The organism is Chromobacterium sp. LK1 (genome assembly GCF_001043555.1).
Lineage (GTDB): Bacteria > Pseudomonadota > Gammaproteobacteria > Burkholderiales > Chromobacteriaceae > Chromobacterium > Chromobacterium aquaticum.
Map to the genome: position 1 here is coordinate 73,278 of NZ_LDUI01000011.1, position 21,396 is coordinate 94,673.

Genomic DNA, 21,396 nt, shown 5'->3' on the forward strand with positions numbered 1-21,396 from the left:
CGCGTCTACAACAAGGCTTTCACCATCGACAACAACCGCTCCACGTCGCCGGGCCGGGTTTCGCCGCTGGCGTCGATGATGGAGCTGTACACATGCGGAATCACCTTGGGCACGCCGGCGTCCAGCGCCAGGCGAACGATCTCGCTGAAATTCTCCAGCGTGATGCCGCCGGTGGGTTCCAGCCAGAAATCATGCCGCGCGCAGGCCTCCGCCACCGCCAGGTATTCCTCGCGGCAATCCAGCCCGCCCATCGGGAAGTACTTGATCGAACTGCCGCCCATGTCCTTGAGCATGGAGATGGCGGTCTCCACCGGCGCGGCGCAGACCGGCGCGCCGGCACTGAGCGGGCCGGTGGACACCTTGACCAGGCCCGGAATGCCGCTGGGCGAAACCAGGCCGTTGACCACGGTCCGCGCCTGGCCCAACTGCGCGCGGCTGGCGCCGACGCCGGTGAACACCTGGTTGACGTGCTGCGGCTGCACCTGGCCGACAATGGCGCTGACCATGTCGGACTGGCGCGGATCGCCGGCGCCCAGCCCCACCGACAAGGCGTTGTCTATCAAGACCGCGTACTCGCGCATGTCCGCCACCGCGCTGTCCACGTCTGCGTAGTTCTTCGACAGCACGCCCACCAGCACATGGCCTTCCGCCGCCTGATGAATCTGACGGGCATTGTGCTTGCTTCCAGCCAGTACATTCAAGCACACGCGGTCTTGATAAAAATGGGGTTCCAGTTTCATGCTTGTTCTCCCGTCAGCAAGCGGCGGATGCGCGAGCCGATCTGTTCCAGCTGAGCGGCGTCCACGCTGCGCGCGTCCACCTCCAGCTTGCCCTCGTTGGCCCGGTATTCCCGGAAATAAATGGCGACCTCGCCCTGTTTCAGCGCGGCGGCCACGCCCACCGCGCTGACGCTGGTGGCGCTGGCGTCGAAAGCGATCTCGGCGCGGGCGATGTCGCGGCCGGCGGCGTCCCAGACCAGGCGCGCACTGACGCCGGCGATCTGGTTCAAGCCGGCGATGAAGGGCCGCAGCCGCTCCGCCATCGCCGCCCCGCTTTCCTGCTCATGCTTCAGATAGCGTTCTATCGCGCACGCCAGGCCCAGAATGCCCTCCTTGCCCACCTTCATCGCCCGGCCTATGCCCTGGCTTTGCAGCTTGACCCATTCCACATACTGGCTGCGGCCCAGCACCAGCCCGCTGGTTGGCCCCTCTATCGCCTTGGCCCCGCTGTAGATCACCAGATCGGCCCCTTGCTGGTAATAGAGGCGCAAGTCTTCCTCCGCCGCCGCGTCGACGATCAGTGGCACCTTCCGGCGACGCGCCACCTCGGCGGCCTCGGCCACGCCGAGCACGCTTTTCTGCAAGGCGTGGTGGGACTTGATATACAAAATAGCCGCCGTGCCGGGGCCGACCGCCGCTTCCAGCTGCGCGGCCGAGCATTCATTGCCCCAGCCGGCTTCCACCACCTGGCCGCCCCCCAGCGCCACCATGGTGCCGACCGGCGCGCCGAAATTGACGTTATGCCCCTTGGGCAGCACGATCTCGCGCGGTCCGGCCACTGGCTGCGCATGCAGGTTCACCAGCAGGCGCGGATCGTCGCGGACGATGACGGCGGCCACGGACTGGGCGATGCCGGCGGCGGCGCAGGACACCACCGTCGCGGCCTCCACTTGCAGCAACCGAGCGATATAGTCGCCGGTCTTGTCGACCAGATCCTTCATCTCGAAATACCGTTCCAGGCCCTGCACCATCGCCGCCCTCACCTCCGGCGCCGGCGTGGACACACCGAGCAGGGTCATGCGGCCGGAAGCGTTGATCACCGGCTTAAGCTGGTACTGCTCATAAATTGAAGACATGACAAGCCTTTCCGTGTTCGGTGGGCAGCAAGACGCCGCCCGCCACCGCCGCCAGCGGCGTCAGGTGCCGCACGCCGGTCAGCGTGTCGCCGTCGCTGTCGCTCTGCGGCCGCGGCGCAGTTTCAATGTCGAAAATGGTGAGATCGGCGTCCGCGCCCACTTCCAGCCGGCCTTTGCCGCCCAGTCCCAGCGCCTCGGCCGGCTTCCGGGTCACGCAGTCCAGCACCCTCTCCAGCGGCATGCCTAGGCTCAGGAACTTGGACATCACCGCCGCCAGGCCGAATACCGGCCCGGCCACGCGGTTGCGGCAATAGATGTCCGAGCTGATGGTGTCCGGGTACACACCCAGCGCCATCGCCTCGCGCGCCACGCGGAAGCTGAAACTGGCGCTGCCATGACCGACGTCCAGCAGCACGCCGCGCTCGATCGCGGCCCGCACCGAGGCGCGCAGCGCGCCGGCGGCGTCCAGGATGCGGTTGGGCTTGCCATTGAAGCAGTGGGTGACGATGTCGCCCGGCTCCAGCCATTCGGCGATCTCGTCCAGCGACGGCGGGGTGTTGCCGATGTGCACCATCAAAGGCAGCGGCCCGAAGCGCCGCTGTATCTCCTTGGCCCGCGCCAGCGGCGCGACGCCGTTGGCGCCGACCACGCTGCCGCTGAGCCGCGCCTTGATGCCGATGATGAAATCGCGATGCGCGCGGATGGCCGCGCCGGCCAGCGCCACGTCGACGTCGTCCAGATTGGCCAATTCATGCTGAGTGACGAGGCCGATGCGCGAAATGTTCAGCAAGGCGCGCACATCGGTGCGGCAGCCGCCGGCCAGTTCTCGGAAGGAGGCGATGTCGTCGGCGCCGACGCTGCCGGCGTCCACCACCGTGGTGACACCGCCGGCCACGCCCACCTGGTCAGGCTCGTCGTGATAAATCGGCGAGGCCGGGTTGCAATGCACATGGCCGTCTATCCAACCGGCGCTGAGCCGCCAGCGCCCGTCCAGCCGCAGCGTGCGCCGGGCCGGGCCATCCAGCCGCCCCAGCCCGGCGATCTTGCCGTGGCGGACCGCGATATCCAGCACCAAGCCGTCGGCCAGCAGGGCATTCTTGATCAGCAAGTCATCCATCGCCGCCCCCTCATGCAATCGCCACCGGAAACAGCGTGCCCAGCAGCATCGCGCCCAGGATGGCGCCGCCGGTGATGGGCTTGCCCCATAGATAGAAGACCAGCGCGCCCAGCAGCGAACCGACGCCGATGGGAATCGACGCCGCCATCGCCGACAGGATGATCAGCGGACCGAGGAAACGGCCGGAGGAATTGCCCGCGCCCATCATCACGTCGGCGCCGTAAGTGGAATTGCCCTGGTTGATGGTGAATTTGCGCGCGAAAACGATCACCGCGCCAATCAGCAAGCCGATCACCATGCCGGTGGCCAGCGCCGCGCCGAAGTTCTCCACCGGGAACAAGATGCCGGCACCGAGGAACATCGCCGGAATGCCAAGGCCGACGCCGGTCATGATGGCGCCGCCTATGTCCAGAATGCCCACCAGCGAGCCCTCAATCACCCGGGCGAACAAAAAGCTGGCGCCAAAGGCGGCCACCGCTCCATAGACGCCGGTATCCATGCCGGCGCGCAGCATCGACACGAAGGCCACCTCGTTGAAGGCGCCGATGCCGTAGACGTAATACATATGCGTGCCGGCGAACACGCCGGCGGACAACAGCCCCACCAGCAAGGGAAAAGACCAGTCCGCCAGCCAGAAACCGCCGGCTTGTGCTTGTTCAGTCATCATTCTCTCCTTCAGCCTCAAGCGCCGCGCACGGCGGCGTGCAGCAGTTCCAACCAGGACGGGGCGTTCAAGTGGAAGCTGCTGAGCAACTTCAGATCAAAGCCGCGGAAGAAGGCGCTGAGCGCGAACAAGGCCACGATAGCCGCCATCATCAACTTGGTGATCTTGTTCCAGCCGCCCTCGTCCACTCCCTTGCCGATCAGAATGCCCAGCACCAGGCCCGGCACGGCATTGCCCATGATCAGCTGGGCCAGACCGCCAAACACCGTGCCCCACAATCCGGAGCGACGGCCGGCCTCAATCGCCGCCAGCCAGAAAATCACCGGCATCACGGTGTTGACCAGCAGATTGGCCGCGGGCACCAAGACCTTGACCGCTGTGATTTGCAGCGAAGCCGGCACCGCCGAAGCGGTGGTGTTCAGGAAGGCCACCAGCAGCATGCCTATCACCCCGCACACCAAGGCCATCTTGCGCGGGTTGTGCAGGGTCTCCGCCAGGTTGCGGTTGCGCGCCAGCAGCGCCGCCGCCCCCCAGTGCGGGATCACCCGGTGATCGATGTCCTGAGTGAAAGCGCCGGCCGCCACCGACGAGGCCCAGGCGTTGAAGAAAAAGCCCAGGCCGAAGGAAAAATGCGAGGCCGGATCGCCCTCGCAGGAATTGAGTTCGCCCAGGGTGCGAAAGGCGCCCATGCCTTGGGACGTTGGCGCATGGAACATGCGGGCCGCGCCGGCGCCCACCGCAACCCCGACCAAGCCGCCGATCAACAGCGACTTGAGAAGAATGATCAGAAGCATGGCTTCCTCCTCTGGTATGAAACGACAGCCAGCGCCTAAGCTTGGCGCACAGTGAACGGCACGGCCTCGATATCCAGCACGGTCACGCTGACCTCCACCTCCAACGTGACGGCATAGCTGAGCCGGTCCCGCGGCAGAAAGAAGAACAAAAAGCGCTCGCGACGGCGGACTTCCTCCGCCGCGACCACCGCCACCCGCAGGGGCTCAATGCGCAGCAGCACCTGATGGCCGGCCGCCGTCACCGCGCGCTGCACGCCGGACAAGGCATCGGCGCAAGCCTGAGCCTTGCTGTCGCCGCGGCCGCTGACCGTCACGCTGGATTCGAAACGCCTTTGCATCGCTCAGCCGCCGTATTTCTTCAAATAGGCGGCCACCAGCCGCTGCCCCAGCTCTTCCTTGTCCATGAAACCGAACCCGAGCACGGTGTAGCCCTCCTCGATCGCGGTCACGCCCTCCTCCACCGAGCGCATGCCGTATTTGGCCTTGTAGCCGTACTTGGTCTGCGCGGTGATGGCGCCGGCGCCGCCGCTGCCGCAGAAGGAAATCCCCAGCTGCGCGCCCTCCGCCTGCATCACGTCGCCCAATTTCATGTCCGCGGCCATGCCCGGAACCACCACCGCGCGCGCGCCGGCGGCTTCCGCCCCCGCGCCCACTTTCTGTCCCTTGCCCAGGCGGTCGCCAATCACTACGGTTATCTGCGTCATGGTCTTCTCCTCTATCTCTCTAGCTTTGCACGGCGGACTTCAGGCCTTGTTCTTGGCCATCTCGAAATGAATGGACAGCAGCAGCGCTTCTTCTTCCGGCAGGTTGCCGAATAAGGCCACCACCGCGGCGGACAAACGCCGCGTAGTGTCCGAGATCTCGTCGAACAGGCTCTTGTCGAAATCCGGCAGGCCCTCTCCGGTCAAGGAACGGCGCGCCATCGCCAGCACATGCGAATCCAGCTTCTGCTGCTGAACCTCGGTCAAATATTTGCCGGCCGCGTCCAGCAAGGCGGGAACCTGCCCCAAAACCTGGTCCGCCAGACGACGGATAGCGGCCTGGTCGACAGCGATGGGACGGACTTGATCGTTCATGGGGTTTCCTTTGCAAAACGGTTGGCGATGTCGAGAAACTGTAATCAAGCCGCCGCCAACTGTGGACCGGTGGATTTTCCGCTTCGAAACGGAAATCGCCTGCTCGCCGGACCGGAACAACACCGTCCTGACCGTGCTTGCAGTTGAAGCGCGCGGCGGCTCGGGCGATACTTCGCGGATTGACCACTGAATAGATGGATGCAAGGCATGACTCACCGCATCGTGTTTGTAGAAGACGACGCCGACCTGGCCGAGCTGATCAGCGACTTCCTGTCCCGTCATGAAATGGACGTGGTTGTGGAGCCGCGCGGCGACGCCGCGCTGGACACCATAGCCCGCGAAGCGCCGGATCTGGTGCTGCTGGACATCATGTTGCCCGGCAAGGACGGGCTCTCCATCTGCCGCGAGCTGCGCCCCAAGTTTGACGGCCCCATCATCATGCTGACCTCGCTGGACAGCGATATGAACCAGATACTGGGCTTGGAACTGGGCGCCAACGACTACATTCTGAAAACCACGCCGCCCTCGGTGCTGGTAGCGCGGCTGCGCGCCCAATTGCGCAACCTGCGGCCCGCTCCGGCCAACGCCGACGCCGCCGCGCCCAAGCCGGGCACCCGGAAAGTGGTGTTCGGTCAGTTGGCCATAGACCCGATCAGCCGCGACGTGACGCTGGCCAACGAAAAGATTCCGTTGTCCACCTCGGACTTCGATCTGCTGTGGTTACTGGCCAGCCACGCCGGCGAAACCCTGAACCGCGATATCCTGCTCAAGGAAATGCGCGGCGTCAGCTACGACGGACTGGACCGCAGCATAGATGTGGCCATCTCGCGGCTGCGCAAAAAACTGGGCGACAACCCCAGCGAGCCGTTCCGCATCAAGACCGTGCGCAACCGCGGCTATCTGTTCTCCTTGTCCGGCTGGGAGTAAGCGCGCATGCGCCGATTGTTCATCCAGTTCTACCTGCTGCTGATGACCTGTTTCCTGGTGGCAGTGGTCTTGGTGGGCGCGGTCTACAAACAGGCGGTGGACGATGTGGGCGAGCGCTATCTGTCCGACCTGCTGCGTACCACGCTGTCGCTGATCGAGGCCGATTTGCGCGGCGTGCCGGAAGACCGCTGGAGCGAAACGCTGGCCAACTCCGATCACGGCTTCACCTTCCGCGTCAAAGTGGAAAAGATGAGCAGCTATCTGCTGGACGACGAATCCAAGCAGGCGCTGGACCGCGGCGAAATCGTGATGCTGGAAGACAAATACGTATTCCTGCAAAAACTGGAGGACAGTAACTACCTGTTGGTGGCCGGCCCGCTGCGCTATCTCTTTTTCCTGCATCAGCTCAAATGGTTCGACTACGCCCTGCTGGGCTTCATCGGCCTGTCGCTGGCGATCCCGGTTTTCCTGTGGATGCGTCCGCACTGGCGCGATCTGGTGGCTCTGGAACAAACCGCCGGCAAGCTGGCCAGCGGCAACCTTTCCGCCCGCGTCGATCTACCGCCGCGCTCTGGCGTCAGCCAGTTGGGCGTCGCCTTCAACCACATGGCCGACAATATCGCCGCGCTGATCAACAGCAAGAAAACGCTGACCAACGCCGTGGCCCATGAGCTGCGCACGCCGCTGGCGCGGCTGCGCTACCGGATGGCGTTGCTGGAAGGAGACGAAAGCAGCCCGGAGCGGCAGGCGATCGAACGCGACTTGTCCGCCATCGACAAACTCGTGGAAGAATTGCTGCTGCACGCGCGGCTGGACCGGCCTGAAGCGCCTCTTAAGCTCAGCACCTTCGACGCCATTCCCTGGGCCAAGGACCGCATCGCCGGCCAAGCCGCATTGACGCAGGACATTCAGTGGCTGGAGCCTGCCGGCGCCAGCCTGGCCATCACCGCCGACGAACACCTGCTGACCCGGGTGCTGGACAACTTCCTGTCCAACGCCCGCCGCCACGCCAACCACCTGGTGCAAACCAGCATCATCGTCGAGCAGCGCCACTGCATCATCATGGTGGACGACGACGGCCCCGGCATTCCCGAACAAGACCGCAGCCGAGTATTCGACGCCTTCGTGCGGCTGGACGAAAGCCGCGGCCGCAAAACCGGCGGCCATGGTCTGGGCCTGGCCATCGTCGCGGGCATCGCCCGCGCCCACCGAGGCGAAGTCAAAGTGGAAAGCTCGCCGCTGGGCGGCGCGCGCTTTCTGTTCCGCTGGCCGATCTGAACCCCGCCGCCGCCGAATATGTACATTCCGTAACATTGGGATACACAGAGAGCATAGACTCAGCCCCTTGTCATGGTTAGCATTTCGGCCTGAAAAGGATTATGTGTCCACTTTCATACCAATCCAAGAAACTTAGGAGTTTCACAAATGAAAAAGCTGGCTCTGCTTGCTCTGACCGCTGCTTTCAGCCTGGTGTCCGTTAACGGCTTCGCCGCTGAAAAAGCTGCTGCTTCCGCTCCGGTTGCGATCCACAAGGCTAAAAAAGCCGAGAAAAAAGTAGCGAAGAAAGAAGCTTCCGCTGCTCAAAAAGCTCAGGCCGCCAAAGCCGAAGCTTCTGCTCCGAAGGCTAAAAAAGCCAAGAAGCACGTAGCTAAGAAAGAAGCTTCCGCCGCTCAGAAAGCTCAAGCCGCCAAAGCTGAAGCTTCCGCTCCGAAAGCTAAAAAGGCCAAGAAGCACGTAGCTAAGAAAGAAGCTTCCGCCGCTCAGAAAGCTCAAGCCGCTAAAGCCGACGCTTCCGCTCCGAAAGCTAAAAAAGCCAAGAAGCACGTAGCTAAGAAAGAAGCTTCCGCCGCTCAGAAAGCCCAAGCCGCTAAAGCCGACGCTTCCGCTCCGGCCAAAAAAGCCGCTAAAAAGCACAAAAAGCACGCTGCCAAGAAAGAAGCTTCCGCTGCTCAGAAAGCCCAGGCCGCTAAAGCCGACGCTTCCGCTCCGGCCAAAAAAGCCGCTAAAAAGCACAAAAAGCACGCTGCTAAGAAAGAAGCTTCCGCTGCTCAAAAAGCCCAAGCCGCTAAAGCCGACGCTTCCGCTCCGGCCAAAAAAGCCGCTAAAAAGCACAAAAAGCACGTAGCTAAAAAAGAAGCTTCCGCTGCTCAGAAAGCCCAAGCTGCTAAGAAAGAAGCTTCCGCCCCGGCCAAGAAAGCCGAGAAGAAAGATTCCAAAAAAGCCGCTCAGAAAGCCCAAGCCGCTAAGAAAGAAGCTTCCGCTCCGGCCAAGAAAGCCGAGAAGAAAGCTTCCAAAAAAGCTGCTTCCGCTGCCAAGTAATCAGGCGGCAAGCATTGCCGGCACCTCCGGCAATCGCACATAATTCGGGGCGCTTCGGCGCCCCGTTTTCATTTGCAAGGCCACACTCGATGAAACTCCCCCTGCTTGTCCTCAGCCTGCTGCTGGCTCCGCTGGCTTCCGCCGCCCCCAAGATCTCCGCGGAACACAAAATCCTGTTCTTCGGCCAGGACGACCGCGTTCGCACCCGCCCCGACCATCAACCCTGGCTTGCGGTAGGGCAATTGCAAACTCGTTCGCGCACCATTTGCACCGGCGCGCTGGTGGCCCGCGACGTGGTGCTGACCGCAGGGCATTGCTTTGTTGACGAGAAAGGCCGGTTCGACCCAGCCGTCAGCTTCACCGTCGGCCTGTGGGGCGACGAATACACCGCCCGCAGCAAAATCCTGGAAGTTCAGGTGGACAAGAGCTTCCTCAAAGGCCTGGACCGCCGGGCGGACGGGCTCTACATCCCCCCGCGCATCGCGCCGCGCGACTTCGCCTTCGTGCGCCTGGCCACGCAGCTGGGCGACACCCAGGGCGTGCTGCCGGTGTTCAGCGGCAACGCCAAACAGCTGAGCCAATTGCTGGACCAGCAAAGCTGGACGCTGACCCAGGGCGGCTACCCGGTGGATGATCAGACCCATCTGCTGGTGCACCAGGGCTGCAAGGCCACCAAGCTGCGCCCGGACGGCCGCCTGACCCACCGCTGCGATACGCTGGAGGGCAATAGCGGCTCGCCGGTGTTCGTGATGGGGCCGGGCCAGCCGGTGATCGTCGCGGTGCAAAGCTCGGCGCCCACCGCCGCGCGCCGCAACAAGGAAGACAATATGAGCGTCAGCGCGCCGATATTCTACGAGGCGCTGCAGCAGTTCATCCGCAAGCGCGCGCAGAAATGAAAAAAGCCCCGGCAACGGGGCTTTTTACTATTTCAGGGCTTGCGCCCTCACTCCGCCAGTGCCTGGCGTTGCAACGCCACCAGTTCACCGATGCCGGCGCGCGCCAGGCTCAACATCGCCTGCAGTTCCTGATCATCGAACGGCTCGCCCTCGGCGGTGCCCTGCACTTCAACGAAGCGGCCGTCGCCAGTCATCACCACATTCATATCGGTATCGCAGTTGGAGTCTTCGGCGTAATCCAGGTCCAGGACCGGCGTGCCTTGGTACAGGCCCACCGAAATCGCCGCCACATGGTCGCGCAGCGGGTTTTCGCTCAGCTTGCCCTCGCGCAGCAGCAGGCCGATCGCGTCGGCCAGCGCCACATAGGCGCCGGTGATGCTGGCGGTGCGAGTGCCGCCATCGGCCTGGATCACATCGCAGTCGATCTGGATCTGGCGCTCGCCCAGCTTCTCCAGATCCACCACCGCGCGCAGCGAGCGGCCGATCAGGCGCTGGATTTCCTGGGTGCGGCCGGACTGCTTGCCGGCCGACGATTCGCGGCGCATGCGCGAGCCGGTGGAGCGCGGCAGCATGCCGTACTCGGCGGTGACCCAGCCGCGGCCCTTGCCCTTAAGGAAGCCTGGCACGCTATCGTCCACGCTGGCGGTGCAAATCACCTTGGTGTCGCCAAACTCGATCAGCACCGAGCCTTCGGCATGCTTGAGGTAGTTGCGGCTGATCCGCACCGTGCGCAAGGCGTCGGCCGGACGTTGGGAAGGTCGCGTCATATCGTCGTCCAAAATGGTGAATGCCGACGATTATAGCAGCCGCCATCCCCGCTTATGGCGCCAAGAACCTGTTTACGATTCACCGCGCGTCGGCAGGACAGCCCTTGAACAATGGCTTAATCGTGCTTGCCCGCCACCCGGCTGGCGAGAATCTCCTGATGCATGGTTTCCAGATTGGAATCCAGTATCGTCCGTCCCAACTGGCGAGGCGTCACTTTCTCGGTATCCAGCAGGTCTTCGCGTTCGCCGTAATCCTGCGCCTCATCCAGCAGCGTCACCCCCGCCGCCGACAGATTGTCGCCGCCGGCGCCGGCGCGACGCTCGGCCACATTCATCAGCGCCGGCAACACCTGGCTGACATTGCGGCGGACAAACACCTTTTCCAGTTCCGGGTCCATCACCTGCGACCATAGGCCGTCGGAACACAGCAGGATGGAGCAGCCGGCGCCGACGTGCTGTTTCTCGCCGACATCGATATCCGGGTCGCTGGCCGCGCCCAAACAGTTGTAAATCTTGTGACGCTCCGGGTGCACTTTGGCCGCATCCTCGCTCAACTGCCCCTGATCGATCAGGCGCTGCACCTGGGAATGATCGCGCGAACGCAGCCGCAGGCCTTTTTCGTCCAGCAGATAGAGCCGGGAATCGCCGACATGGCACCAGTACAACTGACCCTGCTGGATAATGGCCGCCACCACCGTGGTGCTGGGCACCTCCGGCAGCCGGTGATCGGCCGCGTAATCCAGGATCACCTGATGCGCGGTGCTGACCGCATTGACGAGAAAGCGGTTGGGATGGGTCAGCATCGGCGTGGCCTGCTGGTAGAACAACTCGCTGAGCAGGTCCACCGTGATCTGCGCCGCCACTTCGCCTCGCATGTGGCCGCCCATGCCGTCCGCCACCGCCAGCATCACCGCGTCGCGGGAATGCGCGATCACCAAGCGGTCCTGGTTATAGGCGCGCCCGCCGATGCGGCTTTCCTGATAGATCGATAGTTTCATGGCTATCCCCTCATCACGAGCGTCCGCCGGTCAGGTTTTTCAACCATCCCATCCATTTGCTGCCGGCCAATTCCGCCGGAGCCGGCTGCCCGTATTCCTCGGCCATCAGCCGCTTCTGCAGCCCCGCCACCGTGGCCGGCCGCTCATCCGGAGGCAGCGCCAGGCATTGATCGGTCAGTTCCAGCAGTTCCGGGGAATACAGATGGCGGAAGGCCTTGCTCGCCGGCTGCAGCCGGTCGCTTTCCTTGCGCTCCTTGGACACCTGCGGCGTGCCGCCGCCCATGCAGGCGTAAAGACAGGCGCCCAGGGCGTAGATATCGGTCCACGGACCCAGCGGCGCGTCTTTCTCGTATTGCTCCGGCGCGGCGAAACCCGGCGTGTACATCGAGGCGAAGTGCTTGTCGCGGCGCGACAGCGTCTGCCTAGCCGCGCCAAAGTCCAGCAGCAGCGGCGCGCCATTGCGGCGCAGATAGATATTGGCCGGCTTGATGTCCAGATGCAGCAGGCGCTGCAGATGTACTTCGCGCAGGCCGGACAAGAGCGCGGCGAACCATTTGCGCAGACGCCGCTCCTCCAGACGCCCGCCGGCCAGTTCCAGTTCGCGCACCAAGGAGCGGCCATCGGCGTACTCCATCACCATGTAAACCGTCTGATTGGCGCGGAAAAAATTGATTACGCGCACCACGGTGGGATGGGAAATGCCGGAAAGGATGCGTCCTTCCTCGAAGAAGCACTTAAGGCCGAGATTGAACGCCTCGCGGTCCAGCTCGTGCGGCACGGTGACCTGGCCATCATCGTCGCGCAACGCCAGATTGCGCGGCAGATACTCTTTGATTGCGAACTTGTTGTCCTGATCATCCAGCGCCAGATAGACAACGCTGAAGCCGCCAACCGACAACTGGCGGACAATCGTGTACTCCCCCAAGCGGGAGCCGGCCGGCAAGGCTGTCTGCGGGTTCGATTGAGTCATGGGGTATCAGTTGTTATAGTGTTCACAGGCCTTGGATTGAGCTTAGCAAAGCAATTCGGGCCCAGCCTTGAGAATGTTCCAATCCGCTCATCCTAAGGGGGTGTCTGATGATTTTAAGTATGACAGGCTTTGCCGCAACCAGCAGGGAATTTCCCGGCGGTTTGCTCAGCCTAGAGATCCGTTCGGTCAACCACCGCTATCTCGACTTGCAAATGCGCTTGCCGGAAGAATTGCGCGTCATCGAACCGCAATTGCGCGAGCTGATTTCCGCCAAGGTCAGCCGCGGCAAGCTGGAATGCCGTGTCGGCATCAACCAGGTGGACAGCGCCGCGCCAACGCTGGAATTGAATCAGGCGGTGCTGCAGCGGCTGATCGAAGTGTCGCAGCAAGTGCGCGAGCAGGCCGGCGAAAGCCGCGGCCTGTCGGTGGGCGAGCTGATGCGCTGGCCCGGCGTGATGAAAAGCAATGAGCTGGCGCCGGAAGTGCTGCAACAGCTGTGCACGGCCTGCCTGGCCACCGCCCTGCAGGACTTCAACGCCTCGCGCGGCCGCGAGGGTGAAAAGCTCAAGCTGGTGCTGGAAGAGCGCATCGCCGGCATGGAGGGCATCGTAGCCGCGATCAAGCCCAAGCTGCCCGCGATCCTGGAAGCGCATATGTCCAAGCTGTCCAGCCGGCTGCAGGAAGCGCTGGGCAATGTCGACGAGGACAGGCTGAAGCAGGAATTCGCGCTGTTCGCGCAGAAGATAGACGTGGACGAGGAACTGGCTCGCCTCAGCACCCATCTCAGCGAAGTGCGCCGCATCCTGAAGGCCGGCGGCCAATCCGGCAAGCGCCTGGACTTCCTGATGCAGGAGCTGAACCGCGAAGCCAACACTCTGGGCTCCAAATCGGTCTCCACCGAAACCACCCAGGCTTCGGTCGAGTTGAAAGTACTGATTGAACAGATGCGCGAGCAGATCCAGAATATCGAATAAGCATGGCCGTGGCGGCCACCAGGCCGCCGCTGCCGCTCATTGACCTTCGGGAAAGACCAAAATATGACCAAAGCAGAACTGATCGCGGCGCTGGCCGAGAGATCCGGCCTGAGCAAGGCCGATGTGCTCCGAGTGCTGGGCGCTTTTGACGATGTGCTGCAGGACGCGCTGGCCGGCGGCGATGAAGTCACCACCGTGGCCGGCAAGTTCAAAGTCAAGGAAAGCGCCGCGCGTACCGGTCGCAATCCCAAGACCGGCGAAAGCATTGAAATCGCCGCCAAGCGCAAGGTAGTGTTTCTGCCCAGCAAGCAATTGAAGGACAAAGTGGCCTGAGCGCGGCTTCAGCCAGCTTTCCCCACACAGAAACGGCGAGGATGCTCCTCGCCGTTGTCCATTCCCGCTTTAGTTTTGTCGCCAGATCAGCCGCGCGATCGCCGACGAATCCAGCTCACCCTCGCCTTCCGCCACCAGTTGATCAATCAGCGCGGACACCCGTTCGGCTTCCGGCAGCTTGATGCCCTGCTCGCGCGCGGTTTCCAGCACGATGTGCATGTCCTTGGCGTGCAGCTTGGCCTTGAAGCCCGGCGCGTAATTGTCGTCTATCATGCGTTGGCCGTGGATATCCAGCACCTTGCTCTGAGCAAAGCCACCCAGCAGCGCGGCGCGTACCGGAGCCGGATCCACATTGCAGGCTTGGGCCAGCTTCATGATTTCCGCCACCGCGGCGACGCCGACGCCGACAGCGATCTGGTTGCAGGCCTTGGCCACCTGGCCGGCGCCGCTGGCGCCGATATGGGTAATGGTCTGCCCCATCGCTTGCAGGGCCGGACGCGCGCGCTCCAGCGCCTCGGCCTTGCCCCCCACCATGATGGTCAGCGTGCCGTTGACGGCGCCGACCTCGCCACCGGATACCGGGCAATCCAGGAAGTCGATGCCAGCTTCGGCCAGCCGCGCCGCGATGCGGCGAGCGCCATTCGGCGCGATGGTGCTCATATCGGCGCACACCAGGCCAGCGCCGGCGCCATGCACCGCGCCCTGTTCGCCCAACAGCACCTGCTCCACATCCGCGGTGTCCGACACATTGGTGATCAACAGCTCCGCTTGGCCGGCCAGGGCCGCCGGGCTATCCGCCCAGCTCGCGCCGGCCTGCAGCAGAGACTCGGCCCGCTCGCGGCTGCGCGCCCATACCGCCACTTGGTGGCCGGCCTTGAGCAGATTCAACACGCACGGCCGGCCCATGATGCCCAGACCGATATAAGCGACTTTCATTTGCGACTCCACGATGAAAACGACGACATCCATCGAGGATAAGGGGAAGCGCGCCGCAGCGCCAGTGCATGAACGGCAAGACTGCACGGCAAAGGCTGCCAAGGCCATGGAACAAAGCGCAGCAGACTTTGAATAGACGCTTAGGGCGTAGGTCCGGACTCGGACTCCGGTAGAGGCGCGGGCTTGCGGCCGCCCAACCAGGCTTCGAACTCATAGTCCTTGCCCGAGGCGTGGTGCTCCAGGAAATAGACGAAGGCCAGCACCTCGGCCACCGCGCGGTAGAGCTCGGGCGGGATGTTCTTGTCCAGGTCCACCTGCATCAGCAGCGACACCAGTTCCGGCGAATCGTGCACGAACACCCCGGCCTCGCGCGCCCGGTCTATGATGCGCTCGGCCAGTTCTCCATAGCCCTTGGCCACTACCCGCGGCGAGCGCTGGCCATCCTGGTATGACAGCGCCACCGCCGAGCGGCGCTTGTCCTCACTCGGCGGCCGCGCCATCGTCCTTCACCACCAGGCTGGCCAGCGCCAGCCCAGCCGAAGCCAGCCCGGATTCCAGCCGGCTGGCATTCTGAGTGATCAACTGTCCTGCTTGGGCGTCTTCGGCGGCAAACGACACCTGCACCGCCTGTCCCACCAGGCGGATACGCGCCGCCATGCCCCCCAGCGCCGGCAGATGCAACGACAAATTGGTGGACCAGGCCTGCATCTCTTCCTGGCCATTGCCCTCGCGGTCGGCTTCGGACTTTTCCTGCTCTATCACCATCTGCATTGGCTGGCCGGGCCAGGCCATGCCCTGGAACTGCAGCTGCTGGTTTTCCAGGCCGTTGAGCTGGCGCTGCACCAGATTGCCCAATTCCTGCATCTGAGGTCTGGCGTTGACCGCGCCGTGATCGGAAGACGCGGCCAGCGCCTGGCTCATCTTGGCTTGAGGCTCCTGCTTGATTTCGGCCAGGCTGGTGCGGCCGTCGGCAAAGTCCTTCAGATGGGATTCGTAAAACAGGCCGCTCTTGGCCACCCCGTGCTGCAAATCCTCCGCCACCTTGGGCGGCGGCTGCTGCGCGGCATTGACCAGCACCGGCTTGCCGGTGTCGCTGGTCTGGGTGGACAACAGATGAGTCAGATATTTGGAGGCCGGGCTCAAAGCCACTTGCACCGAACTGCCCTTGGTCTGCTCCGCGCTCTCCTTGCTGCCATCCTGCAATAGAAAGGTCAGCGCCGGCTGCAAGGACGCCACTTTCAATTGCAGCGTGTCGCCGCTCACCGTCACCCCTTGAGGCAGATTCAGCGTGAACAGCGAATTCTTGATCAATACCGCCAGTTGATTGTTATCGAGCCTATCCGCCACGCGCGCGGTGACCTGCTCGCCCAACAGCAGCGTCGGCAGACGACTGGGCAGCGTCGCCGTTTCCAGCAGCAGTTTGGCGCCCTCGCCCAATAGCTGCGAGGAGTTGATCTGCTGAGCCGGCAAGACGCCGGTATTGATCGACGGGATCATGAGGTAGGGCTATTCCGGTACAGGGAAACAATCAACTCGGCCTCGCTGCGGGAAATGCCGCAGCGGGACGCCACTTCGGAAGCCGTTAGCCCCTGGCGTATCATCTCGATCGCCTGATTATAGGGGCTGAGCCCGACATCGCTGTGCGCTTGCTGATCCACGCGCGACAGCAGGCGCGACATATCGCGCTGCAAGGCGCTGATCTGCTGCTGCTGCTGATCCAGATACATGGTGGTCAAGCTATCGCGCTTGCTTTCCAAGCGCAGCACGCGCCAATAGACATAGGCCAGCGCCATGGCCAGCATCAGCCACAGCACAACCATCAGGTATGGGAAGAAGGTGCCGGACATCTTGGTTCCCCATGGAAGAGTTTCCGCCGTGACTTAATTTTATGGCGAAACCTCCAACAACCCAAGGCAAACCCGCCATAGAACCAGCCTCGCCCCAGCGGGGCCGCCGCGGCGACTTGCGCTCAACGATAGTGTTTCAGCACCCGAGAATTCTGGTTGATCAGCACCAGTTCGGCGCGAACATCCTCGCTCCACTGCGCGAGTTCGGCCTGGATCGCCTCGCGGCGCTGAACCAACTCGCGCAAGCCTGCGCGCTGCGGCTCATCCAAGGCCGCCAAGGCATCCTTATTCAGCGCGGCCAGCAGACGCGTCATCAGCTTCTCCTGCTGCGCCTGCAACACGCTGAAGCGCTCGTAATCCTTGGCCGTTACCACCGCGGCGAGCTCGGATGTCAAGGCATCCAACTCCGCCATCAGCGGGGCCAGCGCGGCAACTCGCGTCGCAGCCGTCATGCACCCGCCACCGCGCTCGCGGCCGGCTGACTGCGATCGACCTGCTGCCAAGCCGGAAGTATGGTTTCCAGCAGGCCGCGCACTTCCGCAAGAATCACTTGATCGTTCTTGAGGCTGGCTTGGCCCAAACGGTTTTTCATATAGAGATACAACTCGTTCAGATTGACCGCCGCCTCGCTGCCAGCTTCGACATCCAGCGCGATGCGTAAACCTTCTATGATGTCCATCGCCTTCGAGATCATGCGCGCCTTTTCATCGAAACGCTGCGCTTCGATCGCAATGCTGGCGGTCATGATCGCCTTGATTGCGCCCTCGTACAGCATCACCACGATCCCGATGGGGCTGGCGCCGTATACCGCAGCCTTCAAGGCATCGTTTTCATAGGCCTTGTTGAACTGCTTCAACATTCTGGAATTCAGCATTTTGTAAGCACCCGCTGGCCGGCCCGGCACGCTTTCGTTCTATTCGCACCGGCTCTCGGCTAAAAATCATGACTGGACGACTAAAGCTTATACCTGAGACATCAAACCGCTCAAATTATTGGTACTGGCTGCCATCTTGCTCAGCGTCGAATTCAACGCAGTATATTGCTGAATATACTGCTTTTGCCGCGCGGTCAGCCGGGCGGTGAGCGAATCTTGCGAAGCCTTCTCGGTAGTGATGCGCGAATTGATCGAGGTCTTGCTGCTTTCCACCACGCCCGACGGCCCCAACATGCTGTTGATTTCCTTGTTCAGCAACTGGGCAATACCGTTATTGCTGCTGTTGCCGAACAAATTCTTGACCGCGGTCGGGTCTTTCTTCAAGGCATCGTTGAATTTGGTCGAGTCCAGCTTAATGGTGCCATCTTTCTGAATCGCGATGCCAACCTGGGACAGATACGCGAAGGAATTGACCGGGTCGACACCGGGAATGGATTTGGTCAGCACGCTCTGCAGCTGCTGCTGAATGGATAGAACCGAGGCATTGCCCTTCATGCTGCCGGTACGGGCGTCCTTGATGGAGCTAAGCACCTGGTTGTAGGCATCGACGAAGCTCTGCAAGTTCTTGCTGATACCCGCCGAGTCCTGATTCAGGGTCACCGTGGTGTTGGCGTTTTCCTTGTACAGATCCAGGTCCACCCCTGGAATCGCGCCACTGACTTTGTTACTGCCGGAAGTCACTTTGACGCCGTTGACGGTCAGCTCCGCATTGGCGGCCAGCTTAGACTCGCTGGCGGCATCCGCGCTTTGCGACAGCCCGCCCATGACATTACCATCAACCTTGCCCGTATCCGTGCTGCCGGCGCCGGTAATGGCGAAGGCGTTGTCGGTGCCGGAAGAGGTCGAAGCCAGGACTAGCTTGAAGTTGCCGTTATTCTTGACCACCGACGCGTTGACACCCATGCCTTCGGCATTGATCTTGTCGGAAATGGACTGCAGAGTAACCTTGTCGCCCGGCTTGTCACGCAGCTTGACCGTCTGTTCCTTGCCATTGACGGTGAATTTCAGTTCGTCCGGCGCACTGGGAATGTCCGCCTGGGCATCTGTGATCTTAGTACTGCCAACCTGATCAAACACTAGTTGGCGCGAAGTGGCCAGCTTGGACACATTAACGACATAAGTACCGCTAACCCCGCCGGAAGTGGTACTGACCCCAGCCACCGAACTATCACTGGCGGACACTTTGAATGCTTGCAGAAACGACCCGGAAGACAAGCTGGTGATCGAGCTTTGCAGCGCGGACAACGCGGAACCGATCTTGCCGAGGTCGCTCAGCTGGGTGTTATAGCCCTCCAGTTTCTTCTGGCTGGCGAGCAATGGCCGGGAATCGATCGCCATCAACTGGCTTACGATTGTTTGAACGTCGATCGTGCCGACTGATGTAGTTATCCCTGCCATATTCATCACCCCTTATAAATTTTTGAGCCGCTCCTGGGACTCAGGCCTTGTCCTTCAGCAGCATGCCTTTGAAATCGCCAATCGCCTTGGCGATCCGGATCGCGTCCTCGGAAGGTATCTGCCGGATGACCTTCTGAGTTTCCTTATCCACAACTTTCACCACCTGAAGATCCGTGTCCTTGTCCACCGAGAACTCCAGCTGGTTATTGTACAGCGAGGCCACGCTGTTTAGTTGCTTCAGCGAGGACTGCAGCTGCTCGGTAACCGATGGCTTTTGCTTGGCTGCGGTATTCTGCGCTTGCTGCTGCTGCGCTTGACCAGCCGCGGCAACCGCCTGGGCATTGTCCGGCAAAGAGGCAGCGGCCTTATCGGCTCCCTGCCCGCTTTGCGCCAGCTCCACCGTTTGCTGCCGCGGAGCGGATGCACCCGCGTTGGCAATCGGCAGCGATTGTAAAGAAGGTATTTGCATGGCAACTCTCCTGACGCGCGCAGCTCCGGTTGCCCAACCAACCGGAGCTGCCGCTGGCTCATACCATCATTCTAGAACTTATTGCAGCAGGGTCAGTGCCGACTGCGGCAGCGAGTTGGCGTTCTTCAGAATCGAAGTGCCTGCCTGTTGCAGAATCTGGTTCTTGGTCAGGGTAGCAGTTTCCGCCGCGAAGTCCACATCCACGATACGGCTGTTGGCTGCGGTCAGGTTTTCCACATAGTTCTGCAGGTTGGCCACCACCGCGTCGAAACGGTTCTGTACCGCACCGAAGGTCGAACGGATGTTCGAGATCGAAGCAATGTCGGCATCCAGCGATGACAGCGCGCCCGAAGCGTTGGACTGCGTTGTCACGCTCACGGTACCCGTATTGGTCAGACTCGAGTTGTAGGTGTTCAAGGTACCCGCGGAGGTCAAGTCCGTGGACGAAATGGAAACTTGGTTGTTGGCTGCGCCGGACGACCCCACCTGGAAGGTCAGTACCGAACCACCGGACAACAGGCTGGTGCCGTTGAACTGCGTGGTTTGCACGATACGCGAAATTTCCTGGGTCAGTTGGTCCACTTCGCTTTGCAGCTGCGAACGGTTGGTATTGCTCACCGAGCCGTTGGACGCTTGTACCGCGATTTCGCGAATACGCTGCAGGTTGTTGGCAATCTGCCCCAGTGCGCCTTCAGCGGTTTGCCCGACGGAGATACCGTCGTTGGCGTTCTTGATAGATTGGTTGTTACCGCGGATGGCGGCAGTCAGGGTCTGGGAAATAGCCAGGCCAGCGGCGTCGTCCTTGGCGCTGTTGACGCGCAGGCCGGAAGACAGGCGTTGCAGGGAAATCTGCAATGCATTGTTGGAGTTGCCGAGATTACGCTGCGCATTCAGCGAAGCAATGTTGGTGTTGACGGTAATAGCCATGGTGATTCTCCTGATGTCCAGTTGGGCAAAGCGACTTGCTTATTCACCATATCGTCAGGGTCACAATAAACTTTATAGCTGCAATGTGAATTTTACCGCATCACTACCTTCTCGGTACTTCCGTATCTGGCCTGAAACTCCGCAAAGCAGGATGCCCGAGCAAACAGACACCCTACCTTGCGTCCTCAACTTACTGCAGCAGCGTCAGAGCGGACTGAGGCAGCGAGTTGGCGTTCTTCAGAATCGAAGTGCCGGCCTGTTGCAGAATCTGGTTCTTGGTCAGGTTGGCCGTTTCCGCGGCGAAGTCCACGTCGATGATGCGGCTGTTTGCCGCAGTCAGGTTCTCAGTATAGTTCTGCAGGTTCGAAACCACGGCATCAAAACGGTTCTGCACCGCGCCGAAGGTCGAGCGGATATTCGAGATCGCGGCAATGTCGGCATCCAGCGAAGACAGGGCACCGGAAGCACCGCCTTGAGTCGTCACATTGATGGTGCCGGTATTGGTCAAGCTGGAGTTGTACGCATTCAGGGTGCCCGCGGAAGTCAGGTCAGTGGACGAGATCGACACTTGGTTAGTGGCCGCACCGGACGAGCCCACCTGGAAGGTCAGCACCGAGCCACCGGACAACAGGCTGGTGCCGTTGAACTGAGTGGTCTGAACGATACGCGAAATTTCCTGGGTCAGCTGATCCACTTCGCTTTGCAGCTGCGAACGGTTGGTATTGCTGACCGAGCCGTTGGCAGCCTGTACCGCGATTTCGCGGATACGTTGCATATTGTTGGCGATCTGGCCCAGCGCGCCTTCAGCGGTCTGACCTACGGAGATGCCGTCGTTGGCATTCTTGATCGCCTGGTTGTTGCCGCGGATGGCGGAGGTCAGGGTCTGGGAAATGGCCAGACCGGCTGCATCGTCCTTGGCGCTGTTCACGCGCAGGCCGGAAGACAGGCGCTGCAGCGAAACTTGCAAGGAGCTATTGGAGTTGCTGAGGTTGCGCTGCGCGTTCAGCGACGCAATATTGGTATTTACGGTAATGGCCATGTTATTCCCCTAGAGATCAAGACTGCGTCAAGCGGAACTCCGTGATTTGCGCAGCATGCTTACTAGATCGTCTAAAGGTTAATAAACTTGACCAAAATGGCATTTTTACCAAACCATATCGATTAGCCTCACCGCCAGACCCAAACGCAAACAGGC

General features: G+C 61.8%; 28 protein-coding genes. 7 read left to right on the forward strand and 21 right to left on the reverse strand.

Annotated elements, in window-relative coordinates:
* Positions 1-5 precede the first annotated feature (5 nt).
* From VI26_RS05990 to VI26_RS06025, 8 genes are read right to left on the reverse strand one after another with little or no spacing between them, the layout of a single operon-like run.
* Entirely contained in the window at positions 6-740 is a 735-nt protein-coding gene (locus tag VI26_RS05990; protein ID WP_048408837.1) for a KDGP aldolase family protein, read from the reverse strand.
* Entirely contained in the window at positions 737-1,855 is a 1,119-nt protein-coding gene (locus tag VI26_RS05995; RefSeq protein WP_048408838.1) for a DgaE family pyridoxal phosphate-dependent ammonia lyase, read from the reverse strand. Before VI26_RS05995 ends, VI26_RS05990 begins: the two co-directional genes overlap by 4 nt.
* On the reverse strand, positions 1,839-2,972 hold the full coding sequence (locus tag VI26_RS06000; protein ID WP_048408839.1) for an amidohydrolase/deacetylase family metallohydrolase: 1,134 nt from the start codon (positions 2,970-2,972) through the stop codon (positions 1,839-1,841). Before VI26_RS06000 ends, VI26_RS05995 begins: the two co-directional genes overlap by 17 nt.
* Before the next feature lie 10 nt (positions 2,973-2,982).
* A complete protein-coding gene (locus VI26_RS06005) occupies positions 2,983-3,636 on the reverse strand; it encodes a DUF4310 family protein (RefSeq protein ID WP_048408840.1) in 654 nt (217 codons plus the stop codon).
* A 17-nt stretch (positions 3,637-3,653) separates the two neighbouring features.
* Positions 3,654-4,430: a DUF4311 domain-containing protein gene (locus tag VI26_RS06010; RefSeq protein WP_019101592.1), complete on the reverse strand. Its 777-nt coding sequence runs from the start codon at positions 4,428-4,430 to the stop codon at positions 3,654-3,656.
* 35 nt (positions 4,431-4,465) lie between these two features.
* A complete protein-coding gene (locus VI26_RS06015) occupies positions 4,466-4,768 on the reverse strand; it encodes a DUF4312 family protein (RefSeq protein WP_043642131.1) in 303 nt (100 codons plus the stop codon).
* A 3-nt stretch (positions 4,769-4,771) separates the two neighbouring features.
* Positions 4,772-5,134: an SFCGS family glycine-rich protein gene (locus VI26_RS06020; protein ID WP_043642128.1), complete on the reverse strand. Its 363-nt coding sequence runs from the start codon at positions 5,132-5,134 to the stop codon at positions 4,772-4,774.
* A 39-nt stretch (positions 5,135-5,173) separates the two neighbouring features.
* Entirely contained in the window at positions 5,174-5,506 is a 333-nt protein-coding gene (locus VI26_RS06025; RefSeq protein ID WP_048408841.1) for a hypothetical protein, read from the reverse strand.
* On the opposite strand from VI26_RS06025, the gene VI26_RS24325 reads away from it, so the two are divergent.
* The 5 genes from VI26_RS24325 to VI26_RS06045 all read left to right on the forward strand — a co-directional run bounded on the left by VI26_RS24325 (position 5,505) and on the right by VI26_RS06045 (position 9,648).
* Positions 5,505-5,696, forward strand: a complete 192-nt coding sequence (locus VI26_RS24325; protein WP_156183757.1) for a hypothetical protein — start codon at positions 5,505-5,507, stop codon at positions 5,694-5,696. The genes VI26_RS06025 and VI26_RS24325 overlap by 2 nt on opposite strands.
* Before the next feature lie 17 nt (positions 5,697-5,713).
* Positions 5,714-6,433 (forward strand): two-component system response regulator RstA, encoded by a 720-nt coding sequence (rstA, locus tag VI26_RS06030; RefSeq protein ID WP_039755039.1) that lies wholly within the window; start codon positions 5,714-5,716, stop codon positions 6,431-6,433.
* A gap of 6 nt (positions 6,434-6,439) precedes the next feature.
* Entirely contained in the window at positions 6,440-7,711 is a 1,272-nt protein-coding gene (gene rstB, locus VI26_RS06035) for a two-component system sensor histidine kinase RstB (RefSeq protein WP_048408842.1), read from the forward strand.
* Positions 7,712-7,858: 147 nt separating this feature from the next.
* The gene (locus VI26_RS24330; RefSeq protein WP_156183758.1) at positions 7,859-8,752 is read left to right on the forward strand and encodes a hypothetical protein; all 894 of its coding nucleotides are present in this window, start codon (positions 7,859-7,861) and stop codon (positions 8,750-8,752) included.
* A gap of 89 nt (positions 8,753-8,841) precedes the next feature.
* Entirely contained in the window at positions 8,842-9,648 is an 807-nt protein-coding gene (locus tag VI26_RS06045) for a serine protease (RefSeq protein WP_048408844.1), read from the forward strand.
* Between the two features lie 47 nt (positions 9,649-9,695).
* Here the strand turns inward: VI26_RS06045 and rph are convergent, their stop codons facing one another.
* The 3 genes from rph to VI26_RS06060 all read right to left on the reverse strand — a co-directional run bounded on the left by rph (position 9,696) and on the right by VI26_RS06060 (position 12,383).
* Positions 9,696-10,415: a ribonuclease PH gene (rph, locus tag VI26_RS06050; RefSeq protein WP_048408845.1), complete on the reverse strand. Its 720-nt coding sequence runs from the start codon at positions 10,413-10,415 to the stop codon at positions 9,696-9,698.
* A gap of 116 nt (positions 10,416-10,531) precedes the next feature.
* Entirely contained in the window at positions 10,532-11,413 is an 882-nt protein-coding gene (locus tag VI26_RS06055) for a PP2C family serine/threonine-protein phosphatase (RefSeq protein ID WP_048408846.1), read from the reverse strand.
* A gap of 13 nt (positions 11,414-11,426) precedes the next feature.
* Positions 11,427-12,383, reverse strand: coding sequence for a serine/threonine-protein kinase (locus VI26_RS06060; protein WP_048408847.1), 957 nt, complete (start codon positions 12,381-12,383; stop codon positions 11,427-11,429).
* 107 nt (positions 12,384-12,490) lie between these two features.
* Here VI26_RS06060 and VI26_RS06065 point away from each other — a divergent pair, with 107 nt between their 5' ends.
* Positions 12,491-13,357 (forward strand): YicC/YloC family endoribonuclease, encoded by an 867-nt coding sequence (locus VI26_RS06065; RefSeq protein WP_048408848.1) that lies wholly within the window; start codon positions 12,491-12,493, stop codon positions 13,355-13,357.
* A 63-nt stretch (positions 13,358-13,420) separates the two neighbouring features.
* On the forward strand, positions 13,421-13,690 hold the full coding sequence (locus VI26_RS06070) for an HU family DNA-binding protein (RefSeq protein WP_048408849.1): 270 nt from the start codon (positions 13,421-13,423) through the stop codon (positions 13,688-13,690).
* Positions 13,691-13,759: 69 nt separating this feature from the next.
* Here VI26_RS06070 and VI26_RS06075 read toward each other — a convergent pair whose 3' ends face one another.
* From VI26_RS06075 to VI26_RS06120, 10 genes are all read right to left on the reverse strand, one after another.
* Positions 13,760-14,626 (reverse strand): NAD(P)-dependent oxidoreductase, encoded by an 867-nt coding sequence (locus tag VI26_RS06075; RefSeq protein ID WP_048408896.1) that lies wholly within the window; start codon positions 14,624-14,626, stop codon positions 13,760-13,762.
* Between the two features lie 140 nt (positions 14,627-14,766).
* Positions 14,767-15,126, reverse strand: coding sequence for an EscU/YscU/HrcU family type III secretion system export apparatus switch protein (locus VI26_RS06080; RefSeq protein ID WP_048408850.1), 360 nt, complete (start codon positions 15,124-15,126; stop codon positions 14,767-14,769).
* Positions 15,107-16,123 (reverse strand): flagellar hook-length control protein FliK, encoded by a 1,017-nt coding sequence (locus tag VI26_RS06085; protein WP_048408851.1) that lies wholly within the window; start codon positions 16,121-16,123, stop codon positions 15,107-15,109. The genes VI26_RS06080 and VI26_RS06085 overlap by 20 nt, the downstream gene beginning before the upstream one ends.
* On the reverse strand, positions 16,120-16,473 hold the full coding sequence (locus VI26_RS06090; RefSeq protein WP_048408852.1) for a DUF2802 domain-containing protein: 354 nt from the start codon (positions 16,471-16,473) through the stop codon (positions 16,120-16,122). Before VI26_RS06090 ends, VI26_RS06085 begins: the two co-directional genes overlap by 4 nt.
* Positions 16,474-16,595: 122 nt before the next feature.
* Positions 16,596-16,925: a hypothetical protein gene (locus VI26_RS06095; RefSeq protein WP_156183759.1), complete on the reverse strand. Its 330-nt coding sequence runs from the start codon at positions 16,923-16,925 to the stop codon at positions 16,596-16,598.
* Positions 16,922-17,332 carry a flagellar export chaperone FliS gene (gene fliS, locus VI26_RS06100; RefSeq protein WP_048408854.1) on the reverse strand — a complete coding sequence of 137 codons (411 nt, stop codon included), beginning with the start codon at positions 17,330-17,332 and terminating at the stop codon, positions 16,922-16,924. Before fliS ends, VI26_RS06095 begins: the two co-directional genes overlap by 4 nt.
* Positions 17,333-17,434: 102 nt before the next feature.
* Positions 17,435-18,805, reverse strand: coding sequence for a flagellar filament capping protein FliD (gene fliD, locus VI26_RS06105; RefSeq protein WP_048408897.1), 1,371 nt, complete (start codon positions 18,803-18,805; stop codon positions 17,435-17,437).
* Positions 18,806-18,845: 40 nt separating this feature from the next.
* A complete protein-coding gene (locus VI26_RS06110; RefSeq protein WP_048408855.1) occupies positions 18,846-19,274 on the reverse strand; it encodes a flagellar protein FlaG in 429 nt (142 codons plus the stop codon).
* Positions 19,275-19,352: 78 nt separating this feature from the next.
* Positions 19,353-20,201 carry a flagellin gene (locus VI26_RS06115; protein ID WP_048408856.1) on the reverse strand — a complete coding sequence of 283 codons (849 nt, stop codon included), beginning with the start codon at positions 20,199-20,201 and terminating at the stop codon, positions 19,353-19,355.
* 190 nt (positions 20,202-20,391) lie between these two features.
* Positions 20,392-21,240, reverse strand: a complete 849-nt coding sequence (locus VI26_RS06120; protein WP_048408857.1) for a flagellin — start codon at positions 21,238-21,240, stop codon at positions 20,392-20,394.
* Between the last annotated feature and the right edge of the window lie 156 nt (positions 21,241-21,396).

Excerpts from the sequence above, each read along its gene's own strand:
- VI26_RS06020 (WP_043642128.1), bottom strand. The coding sequence starts at position 5,134 with ATGACGCAGATAACCGTAGTGATTGGCGACCGCCTGGGCAAGGGACAG.
- rstB (WP_048408842.1), top strand. The coding sequence starts at position 6,440 with ATGCGCCGATTGTTCATCCAGTTCTACCTGCTGCTGATGACCTGTTTC.
- fliD (WP_048408897.1), bottom strand. The coding sequence starts at position 18,805 with ATGGCAGGGATAACTACATCAGTCGGCACGATCGACGTTCAAACAATC.
- VI26_RS24330 (WP_156183758.1), top strand. The coding sequence starts at position 7,859 with ATGAAAAAGCTGGCTCTGCTTGCTCTGACCGCTGCTTTCAGCCTGGTG.
- VI26_RS06060 (WP_048408847.1), bottom strand. The coding sequence starts at position 12,383 with ATGACTCAATCGAACCCGCAGACAGCCTTGCCGGCCGGCTCCCGCTTG.
- rph (WP_048408845.1), bottom strand. The coding sequence starts at position 10,415 with ATGACGCGACCTTCCCAACGTCCGGCCGACGCCTTGCGCACGGTGCGG.
- VI26_RS06070 (WP_048408849.1), top strand. The coding sequence starts at position 13,421 with ATGACCAAAGCAGAACTGATCGCGGCGCTGGCCGAGAGATCCGGCCTG.
- VI26_RS06045 (WP_048408844.1), top strand. The coding sequence starts at position 8,842 with ATGAAACTCCCCCTGCTTGTCCTCAGCCTGCTGCTGGCTCCGCTGGCT.
- VI26_RS06055 (WP_048408846.1), bottom strand. The coding sequence starts at position 11,413 with ATGAAACTATCGATCTATCAGGAAAGCCGCATCGGCGGGCGCGCCTAT.
- VI26_RS06005 (WP_048408840.1), bottom strand. The coding sequence starts at position 3,636 with ATGACTGAACAAGCACAAGCCGGCGGTTTCTGGCTGGCGGACTGGTCT.
- VI26_RS06090 (WP_048408852.1), bottom strand. The coding sequence starts at position 16,473 with ATGTCCGGCACCTTCTTCCCATACCTGATGGTTGTGCTGTGGCTGATG.
- VI26_RS06025 (WP_048408841.1), bottom strand. The coding sequence starts at position 5,506 with ATGAACGATCAAGTCCGTCCCATCGCTGTCGACCAGGCCGCTATCCGT.
- fliS (WP_048408854.1), bottom strand. The coding sequence starts at position 17,332 with ATGTTGAAGCAGTTCAACAAGGCCTATGAAAACGATGCCTTGAAGGCT.
- VI26_RS06080 (WP_048408850.1), bottom strand. The coding sequence starts at position 15,126 with ATGGCGCGGCCGCCGAGTGAGGACAAGCGCCGCTCGGCGGTGGCGCTG.
- VI26_RS06120 (WP_048408857.1), bottom strand. The coding sequence starts at position 21,240 with ATGGCCATTACCGTAAATACCAATATTGCGTCGCTGAACGCGCAGCGC.
- VI26_RS24325 (WP_156183757.1), top strand. The coding sequence starts at position 5,505 with ATGGGGTTTCCTTTGCAAAACGGTTGGCGATGTCGAGAAACTGTAATC.
- VI26_RS06010 (WP_019101592.1), bottom strand. The coding sequence starts at position 4,430 with ATGCTTCTGATCATTCTTCTCAAGTCGCTGTTGATCGGCGGCTTGGTC.
- VI26_RS06015 (WP_043642131.1), bottom strand. The coding sequence starts at position 4,768 with ATGCAAAGGCGTTTCGAATCCAGCGTGACGGTCAGCGGCCGCGGCGAC.
- VI26_RS06085 (WP_048408851.1), bottom strand. The coding sequence starts at position 16,123 with ATGATCCCGTCGATCAATACCGGCGTCTTGCCGGCTCAGCAGATCAAC.
- rstA (WP_039755039.1), top strand. The coding sequence starts at position 5,714 with ATGACTCACCGCATCGTGTTTGTAGAAGACGACGCCGACCTGGCCGAG.
- VI26_RS06110 (WP_048408855.1), bottom strand. The coding sequence starts at position 19,274 with ATGCAAATACCTTCTTTACAATCGCTGCCGATTGCCAACGCGGGTGCA.
- VI26_RS06065 (WP_048408848.1), top strand. The coding sequence starts at position 12,491 with ATGATTTTAAGTATGACAGGCTTTGCCGCAACCAGCAGGGAATTTCCC.
- VI26_RS06075 (WP_048408896.1), bottom strand. The coding sequence starts at position 14,626 with ATGAAAGTCGCTTATATCGGTCTGGGCATCATGGGCCGGCCGTGCGTG.
- VI26_RS05990 (WP_048408837.1), bottom strand. The coding sequence starts at position 740 with ATGAAACTGGAACCCCATTTTTATCAAGACCGCGTGTGCTTGAATGTA.
- VI26_RS06095 (WP_156183759.1), bottom strand. The coding sequence starts at position 16,925 with ATGACGGCTGCGACGCGAGTTGCCGCGCTGGCCCCGCTGATGGCGGAG.
- VI26_RS06000 (WP_048408839.1), bottom strand. The coding sequence starts at position 2,972 with ATGGATGACTTGCTGATCAAGAATGCCCTGCTGGCCGACGGCTTGGTG.
- VI26_RS05995 (WP_048408838.1), bottom strand. The coding sequence starts at position 1,855 with ATGTCTTCAATTTATGAGCAGTACCAGCTTAAGCCGGTGATCAACGCT.
- VI26_RS06115 (WP_048408856.1), bottom strand. The coding sequence starts at position 20,201 with ATGGCTATTACCGTCAACACCAACATTGCTTCGCTGAATGCGCAGCGT.